The organism is Parabacteroides sp. Y3-G-102 (assembly GCF_023656845.1).
GTDB lineage: Bacteria > Bacteroidota > Bacteroidia > Bacteroidales > Tannerellaceae > Parabacteroides > Parabacteroides distasonis.
Genome location: NZ_JAMOKU010000010.1, coordinates 19,789 through 35,750, shown reverse-complemented (window position 1 = coordinate 35,750; position 15,962 = coordinate 19,789). Strand labels below are relative to the sequence as shown.

General features: G+C 45.7%; 10 protein-coding genes. 9 read left to right on the top strand and 1 reads right to left on the bottom strand.

What is annotated here, in order from left to right; all coding sequences use genetic code 11:
* Positions 1-205 precede the first annotated feature (205 nt).
* The 8 genes from NBH16_RS06650 (at position 206) to NBH16_RS06615 (ending at position 12,854) form a co-directional block, all read left to right on the top strand.
* Entirely contained in the window at positions 206-2,848 is a 2,643-nt protein-coding gene (locus NBH16_RS06650; RefSeq protein ID WP_195320071.1) for a DUF5916 domain-containing protein, read from the top strand.
* Between the two features lie 64 nt (positions 2,849-2,912).
* Complete coding sequence (locus tag NBH16_RS06645) at positions 2,913-3,074, top strand: hypothetical protein (RefSeq protein WP_008778049.1); 162 nt, start codon at positions 2,913-2,915, stop codon at positions 3,072-3,074.
* Between the two features lie 557 nt (positions 3,075-3,631).
* Positions 3,632-6,829, top strand: a complete 3,198-nt coding sequence (locus NBH16_RS06640) for a SusC/RagA family TonB-linked outer membrane protein (protein ID WP_250788245.1) — start codon at positions 3,632-3,634, stop codon at positions 6,827-6,829.
* 17 nt (positions 6,830-6,846) lie between these two features.
* On the top strand, positions 6,847-8,646 hold the full coding sequence (locus NBH16_RS06635) for a RagB/SusD family nutrient uptake outer membrane protein (RefSeq protein WP_005865951.1): 1,800 nt from the start codon (positions 6,847-6,849) through the stop codon (positions 8,644-8,646).
* Between the two features lie 32 nt (positions 8,647-8,678).
* Positions 8,679-9,575, top strand: coding sequence for a sugar phosphate isomerase/epimerase family protein (locus tag NBH16_RS06630; RefSeq protein ID WP_005865953.1), 897 nt, complete (start codon positions 8,679-8,681; stop codon positions 9,573-9,575).
* 183 nt (positions 9,576-9,758) lie between these two features.
* Positions 9,759-9,953: a PspC domain-containing protein gene (locus NBH16_RS06625; RefSeq protein ID WP_005865954.1), complete on the top strand. Its 195-nt coding sequence runs from the start codon at positions 9,759-9,761 to the stop codon at positions 9,951-9,953.
* Positions 9,954-9,956: 3 nt separating this feature from the next.
* Positions 9,957-11,978, top strand: coding sequence for an excinuclease ABC subunit UvrB (uvrB, locus tag NBH16_RS06620; protein WP_250788244.1), 2,022 nt, complete (start codon positions 9,957-9,959; stop codon positions 11,976-11,978).
* 3 nt (positions 11,979-11,981) lie between these two features.
* Complete coding sequence (locus NBH16_RS06615) at positions 11,982-12,854, top strand: N-acetylmuramoyl-L-alanine amidase-like domain-containing protein (protein WP_122378828.1); 873 nt, start codon at positions 11,982-11,984, stop codon at positions 12,852-12,854.
* Here the strand turns inward: NBH16_RS06615 and NBH16_RS06610 are convergent.
* The gene (locus tag NBH16_RS06610; protein ID WP_057329071.1) at positions 12,848-15,052 is read right to left on the bottom strand and encodes a DUF5686 family protein; all 2,205 of its coding nucleotides are present in this window, start codon (positions 15,050-15,052) and stop codon (positions 12,848-12,850) included. The genes NBH16_RS06615 and NBH16_RS06610 overlap by 7 nt on opposite strands.
* A gap of 213 nt (positions 15,053-15,265) precedes the next feature.
* Here NBH16_RS06610 and NBH16_RS06605 point away from each other — a divergent pair, with 213 nt between their 5' ends.
* Complete coding sequence (locus NBH16_RS06605) at positions 15,266-15,916, top strand: Crp/Fnr family transcriptional regulator (protein WP_369799702.1); 651 nt, start codon at positions 15,266-15,268, stop codon at positions 15,914-15,916.
* The last annotated feature ends 46 nt before the right edge of the window (positions 15,917-15,962 follow it).

Below are 15,962 nucleotides of genomic sequence, written 5' to 3'. Positions count from 1 at the left end.
ACTGCAATCCGCATTGCAGTGTTACTGCACGTGGGTTGCAGTAGCGCTGCACGTGCGTCGCGGTAATACTGCAAAACGGGGTGCAGTGAGTACTTGATATCGTATGCCTTCGGCTTCGTTGCGATAAATCTAAGGAAGATGTGTTCTTTTCTGAAAAGAAGTGTGTATCTTTGAGGCTTATTGTTATCTTATAGTCTAGACCATTATGAAATATCTGACTCTACTCGTGTTTTTAGGAATCTCGTTGTTGTGCGAAGCCCAGCAAGATTCGATCGTCCCTTTTGAGAAAGCTTATAAGCGTACCTATAATATCCGGAAAGTATCGGGAGTGAAACCTACGATTGACGGTAAGCTGGATGAGGACTTTTGGACGAAGCAAGGCGAATGGTCGGATCGTTTCGTACAGATTATCCCCTATGAGCGGGCGATCACCCAATCTCCGACCCGGGTGAAACTTTTCTATGATGATAAATATATCTATATAGGCGTGTATTGTAAGGACGCCGTGCCGGATAAGATGAATCGTTTTATCGGGAACCGGGATGATAATAGTCTGGGCGATTTGATCAGCGTCGCTTTCGACACCTACCATGATTATCGGGCGGCGCCGGAATTCAATATCAATCTGGGAGGGAATAAGACCGATTTAATCGTTACCGACAAGTTGGATGTCAATAAGAGCTGGAACGCCGTTTGGGAGGGCCGGACGCATATTGATCGGGCGGATTCCAGTTGGACCGCCGAGCTGCGTATCCCGTTCAGCCAGTTGCGCTATAACCAGCAATCGGAGGATGGCGTTTGGGGCTTGCACGTACGCCGTATCATACGTAGGAATAACGAGGTGCAAAATTGGAGCATGATTCCCTTGAAGAATAACGGACATGTCTTTTCGTTCGGTAACATGAGCGGCATGGACTCTGTTCCCAAGCCTCGCGGCATCGAGTTCTTGCCGTATGTAATGGGTAAATACAGGCAGGAACCCCGGATAGATGGCAGCCCTTATCAAAAAGGACATAGCTGGGGAGGAAACGTGGGCTTGGACGCTAAGTTCGCCCTCTCGGATTATACGTTGGATATGACGATCAATCCGGATTACGGACAAGTGGAGTTGGACCCCTCCGTAATGAACCTTACGGCTTACGAGACGTTTTACGATGAGAAACGCCCCTTCTTCTTGGAAGGAAAACATATCTTGGATTTCGCGAACGGTAGCGATATGATGTTTTATACCCGTAGGATCGGCGCCTCTCCCTCTTATACGCCACGGGGTATAGACAACGTAGGCAGTTATGCCGAGACGAAAGAGAATGTGCCGATTATTGGTGCTTTGAAACTGACGGGTACGAATAAACGGGGCTTGACGATCGGAGTGATCGAGAGTGTGACGGCACGTTCCTCCTCCAAGGTTACCCGTAATGGGGTGGAGGATGTGGAAGTCGTGGAGCCTTTGACAAACTATACCGTGGCCCGTGTGCAAAAGAACTGGAAGGGGAATACCTTGCTGGGCGGTATGGTGACTTCGGTAAACCGTGCCTTGGATCAGCCTTATCTGGAAGATTTTATGGTGCGTAACGCTTTCACGGCGGGTATTGATTTTACCCAGTATTTCAAGAATCGCCTTTATTATATAGATGTAAAGGGAATGTTGAGTTCCTTGCATGGTAGCGCCGGAGCGATCACGGCCTTGCAGAATAGCGTGGCGCATTATTATCAAAGGGCTTCCTCCGCCGATTATCTGGGGGTGGATCCTACCCGTCGCTCCCTGACCGGAACGGGTGGTTATGTGAAAGTGGGACGGAAAGGAAACGCCAAATGGAACTTCTCGGAGACCTTTACTTGGTCGTCACCCGGTTTCGACTTGAATGATATGGGATATATGAAGGAGACAGATTATCTGATGAATGAGACGGAGATCATGTATCGGCAGACCGATATCTGGAAGATATTCCGGTACAACGCCTTTACCCTGTCCCAAAAGAATATGTGGAATTACGGCGGTACTCCTTTTAGCAACAACGCTTCCTTGCGTTGGCAAAGTATGACGATGAACCGGTATGAATGGGATGTCAAGGAAACCTTCGCTTGGAATTGGCTGGATAGCCGCTTGCTGCGAGGGGGACCGGATGTTCGCTTCGGTTCTTATTTCTTAACTTCCGCTAAGTTCAATACCGATAAGGCGAAACGAATGATGTTCATGCTCAAATACGAGGGCGATCATAATTTCGAGGGAAATCGCTTCAATACGATCTCGCCGAGCCTGACCTTCCGCTTGGGAAACCATGTCTATTTGTCCGGGCAACTGGATTACGCATGGAATACGGATGAGATGCAATATGTGGCTACGACGCATCCGCTTGGCGCACGTGGCTCTGCCCCTGCTTATGTTATGGGCCACATGGATCAGAAGACCTATGGTCTCACGCTGAAATTACAAGTGAACGTGACCCCCGATATTTCCATTCAATTCTATGGCGCCCCGTTCACCTCTATCGCTAAATACGATGATTTTAAATTAGCGGCGGATACGAAGTCGCATACCTTTGAGAACCGTTTCCTGCGTATCGATCCGGATCATTTGACGTATGCGGATGGTGTCTACACGCTCGGTGAGGGAGAGGGGCGGATGGCTTTCAACAACCCGGATTTCCGGTTCAACGAGTTCCGTTCCAACTTGGTAGCCCGCTGGGAATACTTGCCCGGCTCCACGCTTTATTTCGTATGGGAACACCGGATGTCCAACCGGGATAACTGGTACTCGCCCGGCTGGGGAAGTAATCTGGATCGTATGTGGGGACTCCCCGCTACGAATACGTTCATGATTAAGATGAATTATTGGTTCAACTTGTAAAATGGAAAATAGGATATGAAATATTGTATATTAGTCATCGTATTATTGCTTTGCTCCTGTTCCGATGTCGATCATTCAGGGGTATCGCTTCTTTCCGCATTGGGGGAATGAGAAGTATTTACTGAAAGAGATCAATGCGGGAATGTTGTGTGAGTATTTTCCTGTACTTTTAGAGTCCAAGGAATTACAAGACCTGTCTCCGGACGATAATCCTATTATTATATGAATTGAAAAAATGAGAGGATGAGTAGGCTTAATTTCACTTCAAAGTCTGAATTTAAATACAACTAATTTGTGTGTAATTTAGCTTGAGATGATAGAGGAATATGTGTGTGTATTCACTTTTGTGTTTGTTCGCCTTTTCTTTGGTGAACCTTGCTATATTCTTTCTGAAAGTGTGAAGCCGGTTTTTTCTCGTTGTTTAATTGCCAGATTTGTTCGTGGGTGTAATTACTATCCGCGGATTGGGATCGGATTGTTGATCCTGATCGTGTTGTTTGTTTTTTTGTGGTTTTTATTTATATTTGCAGCCGAAAAAAATGCTTCTCAATACAAACAAGATTTTGAGGCGAGTTAACCTTGATGTTTAATAAATTAAATCTAAAATTTTAGGTATGGTGAGAGATGGATAGAATAGCGTGTGGGTAATCTCATTTAGATGAGATGTTTTCGAAACAATCTATAGTATAATTCAAGTGCAAAAGAGACTTAAATCTAGTTTTATGAATAATAAATATTACTTAGCAACGGTGCTTTTAGTGTTAGGAGCGTTCTCTCCGTTGTATGGTGTGCAAAATACCCCCCCCCCCCCATAATTATTCTGTAAATCAGGGTGATATAAGATTTACGGGTACCGTTATTGATGAAGCCGGTATACCTGTGATTGGTGCGAACATTCTTGTAAAAGGGACGACAAACGGAACGATTACCGATATGGATGGTAGGTTTACGTTAATCAATGTCCCTGAAAACGCAATCTTGGTGGTTTCTTATATCGGATATCTAGACCGCGAGATTCCTGTGGCAGGGAAAAGTACGTTGGAAATCCGTTTGAAAGAGGATACACAGAAGTTGGATGAGGTCGTTGTCGTAGGTTATGGCGTGCAGAAAAAAGTGAACATGACCGGGTCTATATCGAACGTGAAAGCAGATGATCTATCAGTGATCCCGAGTACAAACCTTTCAAACTCTTTGGCCGGACGTGCGCCGGGAGCTACGATCACGGGTAACTCTGGTTTGATGGGAGCTAAATCCGAGATCCGTATGCGTGGAGGATTCGGTGATCCTTTGTTCGTTATTGATGGGGTGATTCGCGATAAAGAGGCTTTTGACTTGCTGGAACCTTATGAAATAGACCAAATGAGCTTTTTGAAAGATGCGGCTACCGCCTCAATCTATGGTTCCGCTGCAGGAAATGGTGTCGTGTTGGTAACGACCAAGGGAGGAACGAAAAATCAGAAACCGATATTTAATTACCAAGGTTCTTATGCGTTTAGTAAACCGACTCAGGAATTGTTTGCCGACCGTTGGGATGCGATTGATGATTTGGACTATCAGAATGCGGTAGCTCGTTTCCAAGGTACGCCGCTTCCAAATGGCGAGGAGGAGTATGCCTATTTCCGTGACAATAAGATCAACTATAACGTGAACGATTATATTTGGCAGAATCCCTGGAATACGAAACACTCCTTGAGCGTGAACGGTGGTACGGACAAGGTAAAGTATTATGTGATGGGATCGTTCTTGGCCGAGGAGGGATCGTATGTGTCATTGGCGAATAAGAAATTTTCTTTACGTTCGAACCTTTCTGTCGATTTGACCAAGTATATAACCATGAATGTGAACTTGGATGCGAATCAATCGAACGATAAGCGTTTCTACTGGCCTTTCTCAGACGATGACGACCAAGCGGTGTACGATTTATACCGTTGTACCTTCAACGCAATGAAGACAACGCCGTTTTACTCTTACTTAGACGGAACGCCCGCTAACACCATCACGGACTATCCGATCTATCAAGACTATGGTTCTTGGCAGGGATGGAATCCCGTGGATCAAGTGGTTGGAAACCGTTATTTGAAGACACGTCGGCGTAACTTGAACGGTATCGTTTCGTTTAATATCAACCTTGATTTCATAACGAAAGGTTTGAGCACGAAAGTGATGGCCTCTTATCTGGGCCACGATTACAACCGGAAGCGCTTTATGACCTTCCAGAAAAACTATAAATTCCAGCAAGCGGATCCGCAAGGCAATCGTTTCTTGCCGGCTCCATTGAATCTGAATGAATATAATACCTTCAACTTCTCGCAGAATTACGAGAATCTGGAGTATAAGACTAAACAATTGTGGACCGAGCAATTCAACTGGTTCGTGAATTATGCCAATACGTTCGGTAAGCATGATGTGGCAGCCATGGTGGTATTCGAGCAGGCATCTAATGGTGGCGAGGAGGTATCGGCCAAAGGTGAGTCTCCGCTTACGAATTTAGACCAGATGTTCAACTATTCGTCCGATGCTTTGCGGCGCTGGGGCGAGGCGAAGGAGAAGACCGGAGGGCGCCTTTCTTGGATCGGCCGTTTCAACTATACATTCGATCAGAAGTATATCGCCGAGTTCTCTTTCCGTTACGATGGTAACACCCTCTTCCCGGAAGGTAAGCGTTGGGGCTTTTTCCCCTCAGTGTCCGCCGCATGGCGTATCAGCCAAGAGTCGTTTATGGAGTCGACGTCCGATTGGTTGAGTAATTTGAAGATCCGTGCCTCTTATGGTACGACGGGTAACGATATGGATTTGAGCAAGAACCCGGTAGACAAGGTGGATGCGTTCTCTTATTTGCAAAAGTACAAACTGGGTGAAAAATATATCTTCGGTAATAACTTGGCAAATACGATTGTGGCTGGAGCGACTCCGAACTATGCCTTGACATGGGCAACCTCTACTACTTATAATGGTGGTTTGGATTTTGGTTTCTTCAATAATCGTTTGTCTGGAACGTTCGATGCCTTTTATCGGAAAGAGGTAGATATCCTCGGACCGCGTACGGTGACACTCCCAAGCACGTACGGACAGGCTTTGGCTCCGGAAAACTATGCCGAACGTTCTTGGCGAGGCGGTGAGTTGGCCTTGACTTGGATGGATAAGGCTGCGAATGGCGAGATTACTTACTCCGCCTATTTGAATCTGGGATTCGCACGTGATCGTTGGGATGTATTGGATGAGGATGCCACTTATCGAGAAGGGGGTAACCTGCATGCATTGTCGAAATTGGGCAAGGCTGAGGGAATCTTGACGGGTCTGATCGCCGATCACTTGCTGACGGATCCGGCTGAGGTGGAAGCCTTGAAGGCGAAAGGTTTCAAGCAATTCGGACGAGATCCCTATCTGGGTGGTATCTTGTATAAGGATACGAGAGGTGATGGCTACTCGGAGGGACCAGACGGACGGATTGATAGCAATGATGAGTATAATTTGTTGAGTGAGAATGGTACGCCGCGTATCAATTATGGTTTTGGCGGTAGTATCAAGTGGAAGGGAATCACGCTGGATGTGCATTTTCAAGGAGTCGGAAAATATGATCGCTTCGTAGGTGGCGTAGATAAAGGTTTCTATCAACATGGTGGTACGATTCGTCCTTATTTCCCGATTTGGACGAGTGATAAAGTGTACGATCCGGAACTTAATCCGGATGGAGTTTATCCACGTATCACGGGTACGAGTTGGTATGAGTCTGGAGCGGGTAATACGAGTTACTGGATGCGTAATGGCGCTTATTTGCGTTTGAAGAATCTGAATATTGGTTACGATTTGCCTATGGCTATTCTTCGTCCGTTAGGAATCACGCATGCTCAGGTATTTGCGAACGCTACTAACTTATTCTGTATTTCAGCTGTGACCGAGTTCTTGGATCCGGAACAGGAATATTATGATTCTTATCCTTTGATGAGAACGTTCTCTTTTGGTCTTAATTTCTCATTCTAAATATAATATAGGAAGATATGAAAATGATTCAATTTAAATACGCGATAATTAGTACAGCCTTTTTGTTAGGTGGAATGACAACAGGCTGTGACACGTTGGATATCGACAACCTAGAGACCTACGATGAGTCTATGGTTTGGGGAGACCTTAATCTGGCTCAGGCTTACGTGAACAATCTGTATGAGGAGTGTTTTGAGGGATGGAGTGTTTCTGCCGACCAAAATTCGGATCAAGTGACGGGTATTCCTTGGTATTTGGGTACGATCACGGAGACCGGGGATAGTTATAAAAAATGGGACTATACCAAGATCCGCCATATCAATGAGGCGATCTTTAAACTGGAGTCTAGCGTGATAGAGGATAAGGATGCTGTGGATTTCATGTTGGGACAAGCCTATTTCATGCGTGCCTATATGTATTATTGGATGGTGTTGCATCATGGTGGCGTACCTTATTTGAAAGTGCCGCAAGATAAAGATAAGGATGATTTGTACGTGAAACGTAACTCTACGCCGGAATGTTTCCAGTTTATGATAGAGGATTTGGATCATGCGATTTCCTTGTTGCCTGCCAAGATTGCTGGTAGTTCCAGTGATTATGGGCGTATAGACCAGTGTTTCGCAAAGTCTTGGAAAGCAAAGACCTTGTTACTGAAAGCTTCTCCTCAGTTCAATCCGAAACGTATGTATGATAACGCATACTGGAAAGAGGCTTACGTGGCGGCTAAGGAGGCGTATGATTTTTGTGTGCAGAATGGCATCGCATTGACTGAGAATCCGGCGGATATTTGGTTACAAGAAAAAGGTCCGGAGGTAATCTTCCCGGTTATTTATTCAAATCCGAACCGTGTCGCTACTTGGGAGTATGGGACGCGTCCGGCTTCCGTGAGCCGTGATAAACCTTATCATAATCCTACTTGGGAATTCGTAAAGGATTTCCCGATGTTGGATGGTAAGCGTTACGACGATCCTACGGGTAAGTATTACGTGGGCGACGAGCAGGCTTTGCTGAAGGCTTTCTGGAAGAATCGCGATCCGCGTTTCAACAGGGCTTGTTTGTATAACGGACGCGAATGGCCGGTTGCTGGTAGACCTGCCGACAACCGTATGTATAATGCCTTGGGTGTGAGCAATGCGGACGATCAATATGGTGTCAATCCGAATGCGGGTGTCAATGCGGCCAACAATGATATTTTTTCTGGAATGTATAATTACAAAGTGTCCGATCTTTCCTTGACACAAGACAAGGTGATGACGTTCGATATTGATTATATCTTGATGCGCTTTGCCGAAGTGATGTTCATCTATGCGGAGGCCGCTAATGAGAACGGGCATTCAGATGTAGCTATCGATTTGTTGAAACAGATCCGCAAGCGTGCGGGTATAGAGGCTGGAGCTGATGGTTTGTATGGCTTGAAGGTGGGTAGCCGTGAGGAGATCCGTCAGGCGATTTTGGATGAGCGTCATATCGAGTTGTGCTATGAGGGACATCGTTTCTGGGACTTGCGCCGTACGCGTAATATGATGATGTTGGCCGGTTGGACAAAACATGGTATCGAGGCGATCGCAGTCAACCCGGATGGCTCGGATATGGACTTGAACATCGCTCGCGACCGGATCGCCAAGAATGAGTTGACTACCGGTGATTTCCGCTACGTAATCCATCAAGTTCCTTATACGGAGGCAGCTGAGCGCCAGTTCGTGATCGAGGAAAGCTTCTATTTCTTCCCGATCAAGAAAACTTACTTGGACGAGAACCCGAATTTGGAGCAGAATAATAATTGGGGAGGTACGTTCAATCCGACTATGGAACAATAATTAATTGATTCTTAGATTGAATAATAAGGAATATGAGCATTAGGAATTATATATGGACGTGCGCGGTGGCTATGGCCTTGATTGGTCCAGTCATGAAGGCGCAGGAACAGATCACGATCGGTGTCATCCAATATGATGTATGCGATATAGACAAGAGCTTCAAAGACCTGCATGAGCAGGGCTTTGGTTCTTGTGAGTTAAATTATAGTGAAAAAAGATTTACGAAGGAATTGGCGGAGCAGGTGAAGGCCGCTTCCAAGAAGCATCGGATCCGGGTAACTACGTTGGTTGGTGTGCCGGGAAGTAAAAGTACGTGGAATTTTCGTCAAGGACCGGCCACGATCGGCCTGGTACCTACCGATGAGCGTTCCGAGAAGTTGGACGTATACCGTAAAATGATCGATTTTTGTGTGCAGGCAGGTATTCCGGCTATGCACTCGCATTTTGGATTTATTCCAGAGGATCCGTCTTCGGTGCAGTATAAGGATTTCATCGAGGTGATGCGTGGCTTGGCTACTTATGCGAAGGAGCGTAATGTCATGATTTATTTCGAGACAGGGCAGGAGACTCCTATCACTTTAATTCGTGCGATCCGGGATATCGGTACGGGTAATTTGTTTATCAATTGTGATTTGGCGAATTTACTAATGTATGGCAAGTCGAACTCCTTGGATGCGGTCAAGTTGTTTGGTAACTTGATTAAGGAGTTCCATGCGAAGGATGGCAAGTATCCGGATCCTGGCAATCCGTATGAGCTGGGCCGTGAGGTACCGATCCCTACGGGCGATGTAGATTTCCCCGCTGTGATCGCTGAGTTGAAAAAACAAGGATTCAAGGGCGCTATAACAATTGAATGTGAGCTGAATGGTACTCGCCATGATTATGTGATCCAAACTCGTAAATATTTGCAAGAGTTGCTGGAACGATAGGCTGCTTAACCGCAATTGTAAGCGGTGTTGAATGCCCATTGTAAGTGCTTTATAATGCCCATTATAAAGAGCCTGCAATGGGCATTGTCGTAATTGTAAGAATTATCGACTGGAGTTGTTATTTTATTAGAAGGAAAAAATTATCTTTGCGTGTATACTGTCTAATTGTTAAAATAGAGGATAATGGAAGAGAAGAAAAGATTGACTCGTTCGGATGATAAGATGATAGGTGGCGTTTGTGCCGGTCTTGCGGAATACTTGGATATCGATCCGACGATCGTACGGATCGTATGGGTATTGATGGTTCTTTTCGCCGGATTCGGTATACTGCTTTACGTCATATTATGGTTGATAATGCCTAAACAACAGATCGGATAAAGAATGAATTTTGAAATATCGTCTTCGTTCAGTCCCACGGGTGACCAACCCGAGGCGATTGCGGCATTGTCGGAAGGGATCAAGAACGGCGTTCCTTTCCAGACACTTTTAGGTGTTACCGGTTCCGGTAAGACGTTTACGATCGCTAACGTGATAAAGGAAGTTCAGAGACCGACCTTGATACTCAGTCATAATAAGACGCTTGCCGCTCAGTTGTACAGTGAGTTTAAAGCGTTTTTCCCCAATAATGCGGTAGAGTACTTTGTCTCTTATTATGATTATTACCAACCGGAGGCCTATCTACCTTCTACCGATACCTATATAGAGAAAGACTTGGCGATCAATGAGGAGATCGATAAGCTGCGTTTGAGGGCTACGGCTTCCTTATTGTCGGGTCGTAAGGACGTGATCGTGGTCTCATCCGTATCCTGCTTGTATGGTATGGCGGATCCTACGGCTTTCGCCGAGAAAGTGACGCATCTGGAACGGGGTATGCGTATCGACCGGGATAAGTTGTTGCGCCGGTTTGTAGACGCCCTGTACGTGAATAATAAGCTGGAGTTCAAAAGCGGCTGTTTCCGTGTGAATGGCGATACGGTGGATATCTTCCCGGCGATCGAGACTTTCGACGGTATGGCGTATCGTATCGAGTTCTGGGATGATGAGATAGACCGTATCTCCTCTTTCAATCCGTTGACAGGCGAGGAGTATGATGAGCAGGATGAGTTGAATATTTATCCTACTAATTTATTCGTGACCACCCAAGATCGTATTAATATGGCGATTGGCCAGATCGATGTGGATTTGGGTACGCAGGTGAATCTCTTGAAGGAGATCGGTAAGCCCTTTGAGGCGAAACGCCTGTATGAGCGTGTCACTTTTGATCTGGAAATGATCCGGGAGCTAGGGCATTGCTCGGGTATCGAGAACTATTCCCGCTATTTCGACGGACGTGCGGCGGGAGATCGTCCTTTCTGCTTGTTGGACTATTTCCCGAAAGACTTCATGCTTGTCGTAGACGAGAGCCATGTGACGATCCCGCAGATTCGTGCGATGTATGGCGGGGATTATGCCCGGAAGAAAAACTTGGTGGAGTATGGTTTCCGTTTGCCCTCGGCGATGGATAACCGTCCGCTTACCTTCGATGAGTTCGAGTCGTTGACGCCTCTAGGCATTTATGTGAGCGCTACTCCCGCCGATTACGAGCTGATAAAGAGCGAGGGAGTGGTGGTGGAGCAGGTGATACGTCCGACAGGCCTGCTGGACCCGATTATCGATGTCCGCCCTTCATTAAACCAAATCGATGACTTGATGGAGGAGATCACGCAACGCTCGGCGAAAAACGAGCGGGTCTTGGTGACTACCTTGACCAAGCGTATGGCGGAGGAACTGACTACTTATATGACCCGCATGGGGGTACGATGTAACTATATACATAGCGATGTAGATACCTTGGAGCGTGTACAGATTATGGACGACCTGCGGAATGGCCTGTTTGATGTGCTGATCGGTGTCAACCTGCTACGTGAGGGGCTGGATTTACCGGAAGTCTCGTTGGTCGCTATCTTGGATGCGGATAAGGAAGGCTTTTTGCGTTCCCACCGATCCTTGACACAGACAGCCGGACGTGCCGCCCGAAACGTGAACGGAAAGGTTATCTTCTATGCCGATAAGATCACGGCGAGTATGCGACAGACCATGGACGAGACCAATCGCCGGCGGGAGAAACAGATGGCTTATAACGAGGCGCATGGCATTACTCCGAAGCAAGTCATGAAAAACAGTGTATCCATGCTTGCCGAGAAACAACAAACGGCGGAGCCTTACGCTTATATAGAGCCGGAACCAAGCTTGGTAGCGGACCCGGTCGTGCAATACATGAACCGTACGCAGCTTGAGAAGGCGATCGAGCGGACTCGCAAACAGATGACAGAGGCGGCGAAGAAACTGGATTTCATCGAGGCTGCCCAATTCCGTGACGAGCTGGTGAAATTGGAGGATTTACTGAAAACGAAAAAGGATTAGCTTATGAGAAGGGGAATGCTACTGCTCGGTTTTTGGATGTGTGTATGTATGGTGTTTTTAGTGAACGCCCAAGAGCTTACATCCCGTAAGTTGTATTGTACGGATGAGGATCGTGCTATTTTTGATCGGTATTGTACTCAGATGGAGCCTAAGAAGTCGTTACCCTTAGACGAGCTAATGATCCATACCGCCCTTTTCTTCCGGGGGACTCCTTATGTCGCCTCTACCTTGGAAAAGGAGCCGGAGGGCTTGGTGGTCAATCTGCGGGAACTGGATTGTACCACATTCGCGGAGACCGTATTGGCTTTATCTTGCACTCTACGGGAAGAAAATCCTACCTTTGAGAACTTCTGTGAGAATTTACAGCAGCTCCGGTACAGAGACGGCACGATCCATGATTACACGGATCGTTTGCATTATATGACCGACTGGTTCTATGAGAACGAGCGAAAAGGAATCGTGAAAGATATGGGGCGGGAGATCGGTGGTGCCTCCCTACCTTTGGATTTATCTTTTATCTCTACGCATCCGGATAGCTATAAGCAACTGAAGAACCATCCGGAAAGAGTTCGAAGGATGGCCGATAAGGAAATGGAGATAAACCTACGTCCTCATTATTATGTGCCTAAACAGGAGATCGAGAAATGTTCGTCCGGAATCAAGAATGGCGATATCCTCTGTTTTGTTACTTCTATCAAGGGGCTGGACGTGACGCATGTCGGGATCGCCTATTGGAAGGATGGACAACTGACATTTATCCATGCCTCTTCTTCCGCTAAAAAGGTAATCATCCAAGCATCCTCCTTACGAGATTACGCCGAGGGGATAAAGAGCTGTAAAGGGGTATTGGTAGCCCGCCCGCTATCCATTCATTGAAATAACTCGAAGGCAAACTTGAATCCCATGCTTTGGTAATGCCAGCGATCGAATCCGGCGAATATCCCGATATTAAAGATATGGTTCCCTATCCCGTATCCGACTTCCGTATAGCTAGGCAAGACCGGTGTCCATAGCTGGCTCCAATAAAAGCGTTCGGAGAGGATATAGCGTGAGGCCGTTTGCATGAACTTTTTCGTGGAGTTGATGCGGAGAACCTTAAATAAGATAAAAGGGCTTTCATACATGAAATGTGCTTGTATATACTTATCGGAGGCATTGAACCACTCGCCTTTCAGTAGATTGAAGACTCCGCCAATCTGATCATCCCACGTATCGGGGAAATTCCTGCGGGTGAAATACCTAAAGTCTGCGAAATAGGTAGACTTCTGTTGTGTATAAAGACCGGCGCTGATATGATAGTTCAATCGTCTGCACAGGCCAAGCATAAGGCTTTGATGCACGTCCGCCTCTATACGTCCGTAATCTCCTGAGCTTTTCCCGACTCCGGGGATACCTCTCGCTATTTCGATTGATATCGTGGGATAGTAAGAATAGACATACTCCTTCCGGTATCCGTCCATGCGATAATATTGGCGGGGGGTATAGGAGAAACCGAGCGTGGGCGTAAAGTCATTATAATTTTGGCTAAGTATTTCCTCTACATCATCCCCGGGATCAATCGCCACTTTCTTTTTAGAGGGGATACGGCGATGGTAAGAGATGCCTGTTGTTAATTGAAACCCATTGAATAACTCAATGGAGTTTTTTATTTCCGCATAGTAATGCTTGAAATACTCAAGGTTTAAATCATCGAAATTGAAGGTGGAATCCTTCAATTCCTCATTGATCTTTTGGGTGATCTCGGAAGAATAACTCTCATTACTGTTTCCTACTTCTACCGATAAAATTCCCCGTTTCTGCGGCGAGTATTCCCAATCGCCTCCGACCTTGAAAAATATCTGCTTGCGCTTGAATACGTAACCAATCTCCGGACGGAAACGAATTTGTTTGTCGCGGGCGAATGTCTTGCTGATACGGAATCGCTGTTTGTAAGTGATGCCGTTACGGGCGGAATAACCCAATTGGAACGGATTTAGAAAGCCGGAATATTTAATACGGGTCGTTTTATAATCCATATTGACCGTATTCGTCAACTGCTCCGTTAGCTTAACGTACTTCTGGAGATCATCGGCCGTATCGATTTTACTTATATTCTGCTCTTGGGCTTTACTGTATAAGTGGGCTTCATCCGGACTCAAGGGATTGTCACGATGGATATTCCAATACGTGGAATCCCTGATAATAGGAACCGTATCGGACGAGAGTTTGTAATAATTGGTCAGGTCCAAGGATTTCCACTTATGGCTTTCGTTGTCCTCCTCCACCCATTCCACTTCCTGATACTTAAAGGAAGAATGGTAGGTGGTTGCCACCGCGTTTCCCAATACCCTGTATCGGAGGAATAGATCCGCCTTCTCGGGTAGGATGAACCGCCTGAAATCCCGTCCGTAGCTCATGACTAGGTTGAATTCGGCGAAAGAGTAACGACCGTTCATATCGATCTTGTCGATCGTCCATGACTGGTCGATGACATATAAATCCCCGCATACCAATTTCTGGCTCCATTGCTTCGGCAGGAAACGGATTTTGTAAATCGTCAAGCCGTTGATAGTCTCCAGCCCTTCCAAGTTGAACGTATAAAACTTAAAAGCGTTGCTGGCTATCGGCATGAAGATGGCATCATCGTAAGCGGTGGGGGAGTATACGTTCAAATTCAAGAAGGCCAAGGCCTCCTGCTGCTTTTTCCCGTTGGGTATGCTGTTTCCGTTGACCGCCTTTAGATCATGAAGATAGTTCTGCGGAGCGTTAAATTTAGATTGGCTGACCATCTCAAAAAGCATATCCTTATTTTTTCGGTCGATAGGGAAGATATGGTGGGCGAGACGTATTAACATATTTTGTTTTAAAATTTCTGTACGTCCTTTGATATAGATCTCAGCCTCATATTTCGATACCGTATTTTGGTATTGGGTTGCCTTTTCGATAACAAGGTGCATGATCGAGTCCGCCCGTTCTCTCGTTTCTCGATTCCCCTTGCCAAAAGACAGGATCTTATCACTATAAGTATCAGTGCTCTTTGCGAAAATACTTATAGAGATTAAAATCAAGGTAAGTATCGAATATAACTTTTTCAACGATTTTACATTCTTTTCAGACAAACATAATGAATAAATTTCAGTTTAGACGTGAAAGAAAGTAAAATGTTACAATATGGTGTAATTAATCGTACAAAAGTTTTTATTTTTTCAAAAGAAAAATCGTATATTTGTGCTTCATAAGTATGTTATATAGCAGTCGTGGTTAAACAGCAAAAAGAAGAGGTCGATTTATCGGCCAGTTTATCAGAGGTGTGGAGGGTTCTGACTGATAAGGAACGTGAGATCCTCCGTAGTAATTCGACGATCCAGCATTTCAAACGTAATGAGTTGATTTATTGCGAGGGCGACGAACCAAAGGACATGATGTGCTTGTTAAAGGGTAAAGTGAAGATTTACAAGGATGGAGTAGGTGGCAGAAGCCAGATTATCCGAATGATTAAGCCTGTGCAGTATTTTGGTTACCGGGCTAGTTTCGCTCAAGAAGATTACTTGACGAACGCTTCCGCATTCGAGGCTTCTACGGTTTGCATGATTCCTATGACAGTGGTTACGGGCCTTTTAATGAGCAATCCGAATTTGGCTATGTTTTTCATCCGACAATTATCCATTGATCTCGGTATCTCGGATGAACGTACGGTTAACCTTACGCAAAAACATATTCGTGGGCGATTGGCTGAATCTTTGTTATTCCTGAAAGATAGTTACGGGCTGGAAGAAGACGGTGCTACGTTAAGCATCTATTTGGCTCGTGAAGATCTGGCAAATCTATCTAATATGACTACATCGAATGCTATTCGCACGTTGTCCACCTTTGTGGCGGAACGTATCATTGCTTTAGACGGTAGAAAGATTAAGTTGATAGATGAAGATCGGTTGAAGAAGATCAGCAAGATGGGATAATTAGATTATTGATCGTAAAAATAAGAAATAAAGGGGCCTTTTTAGT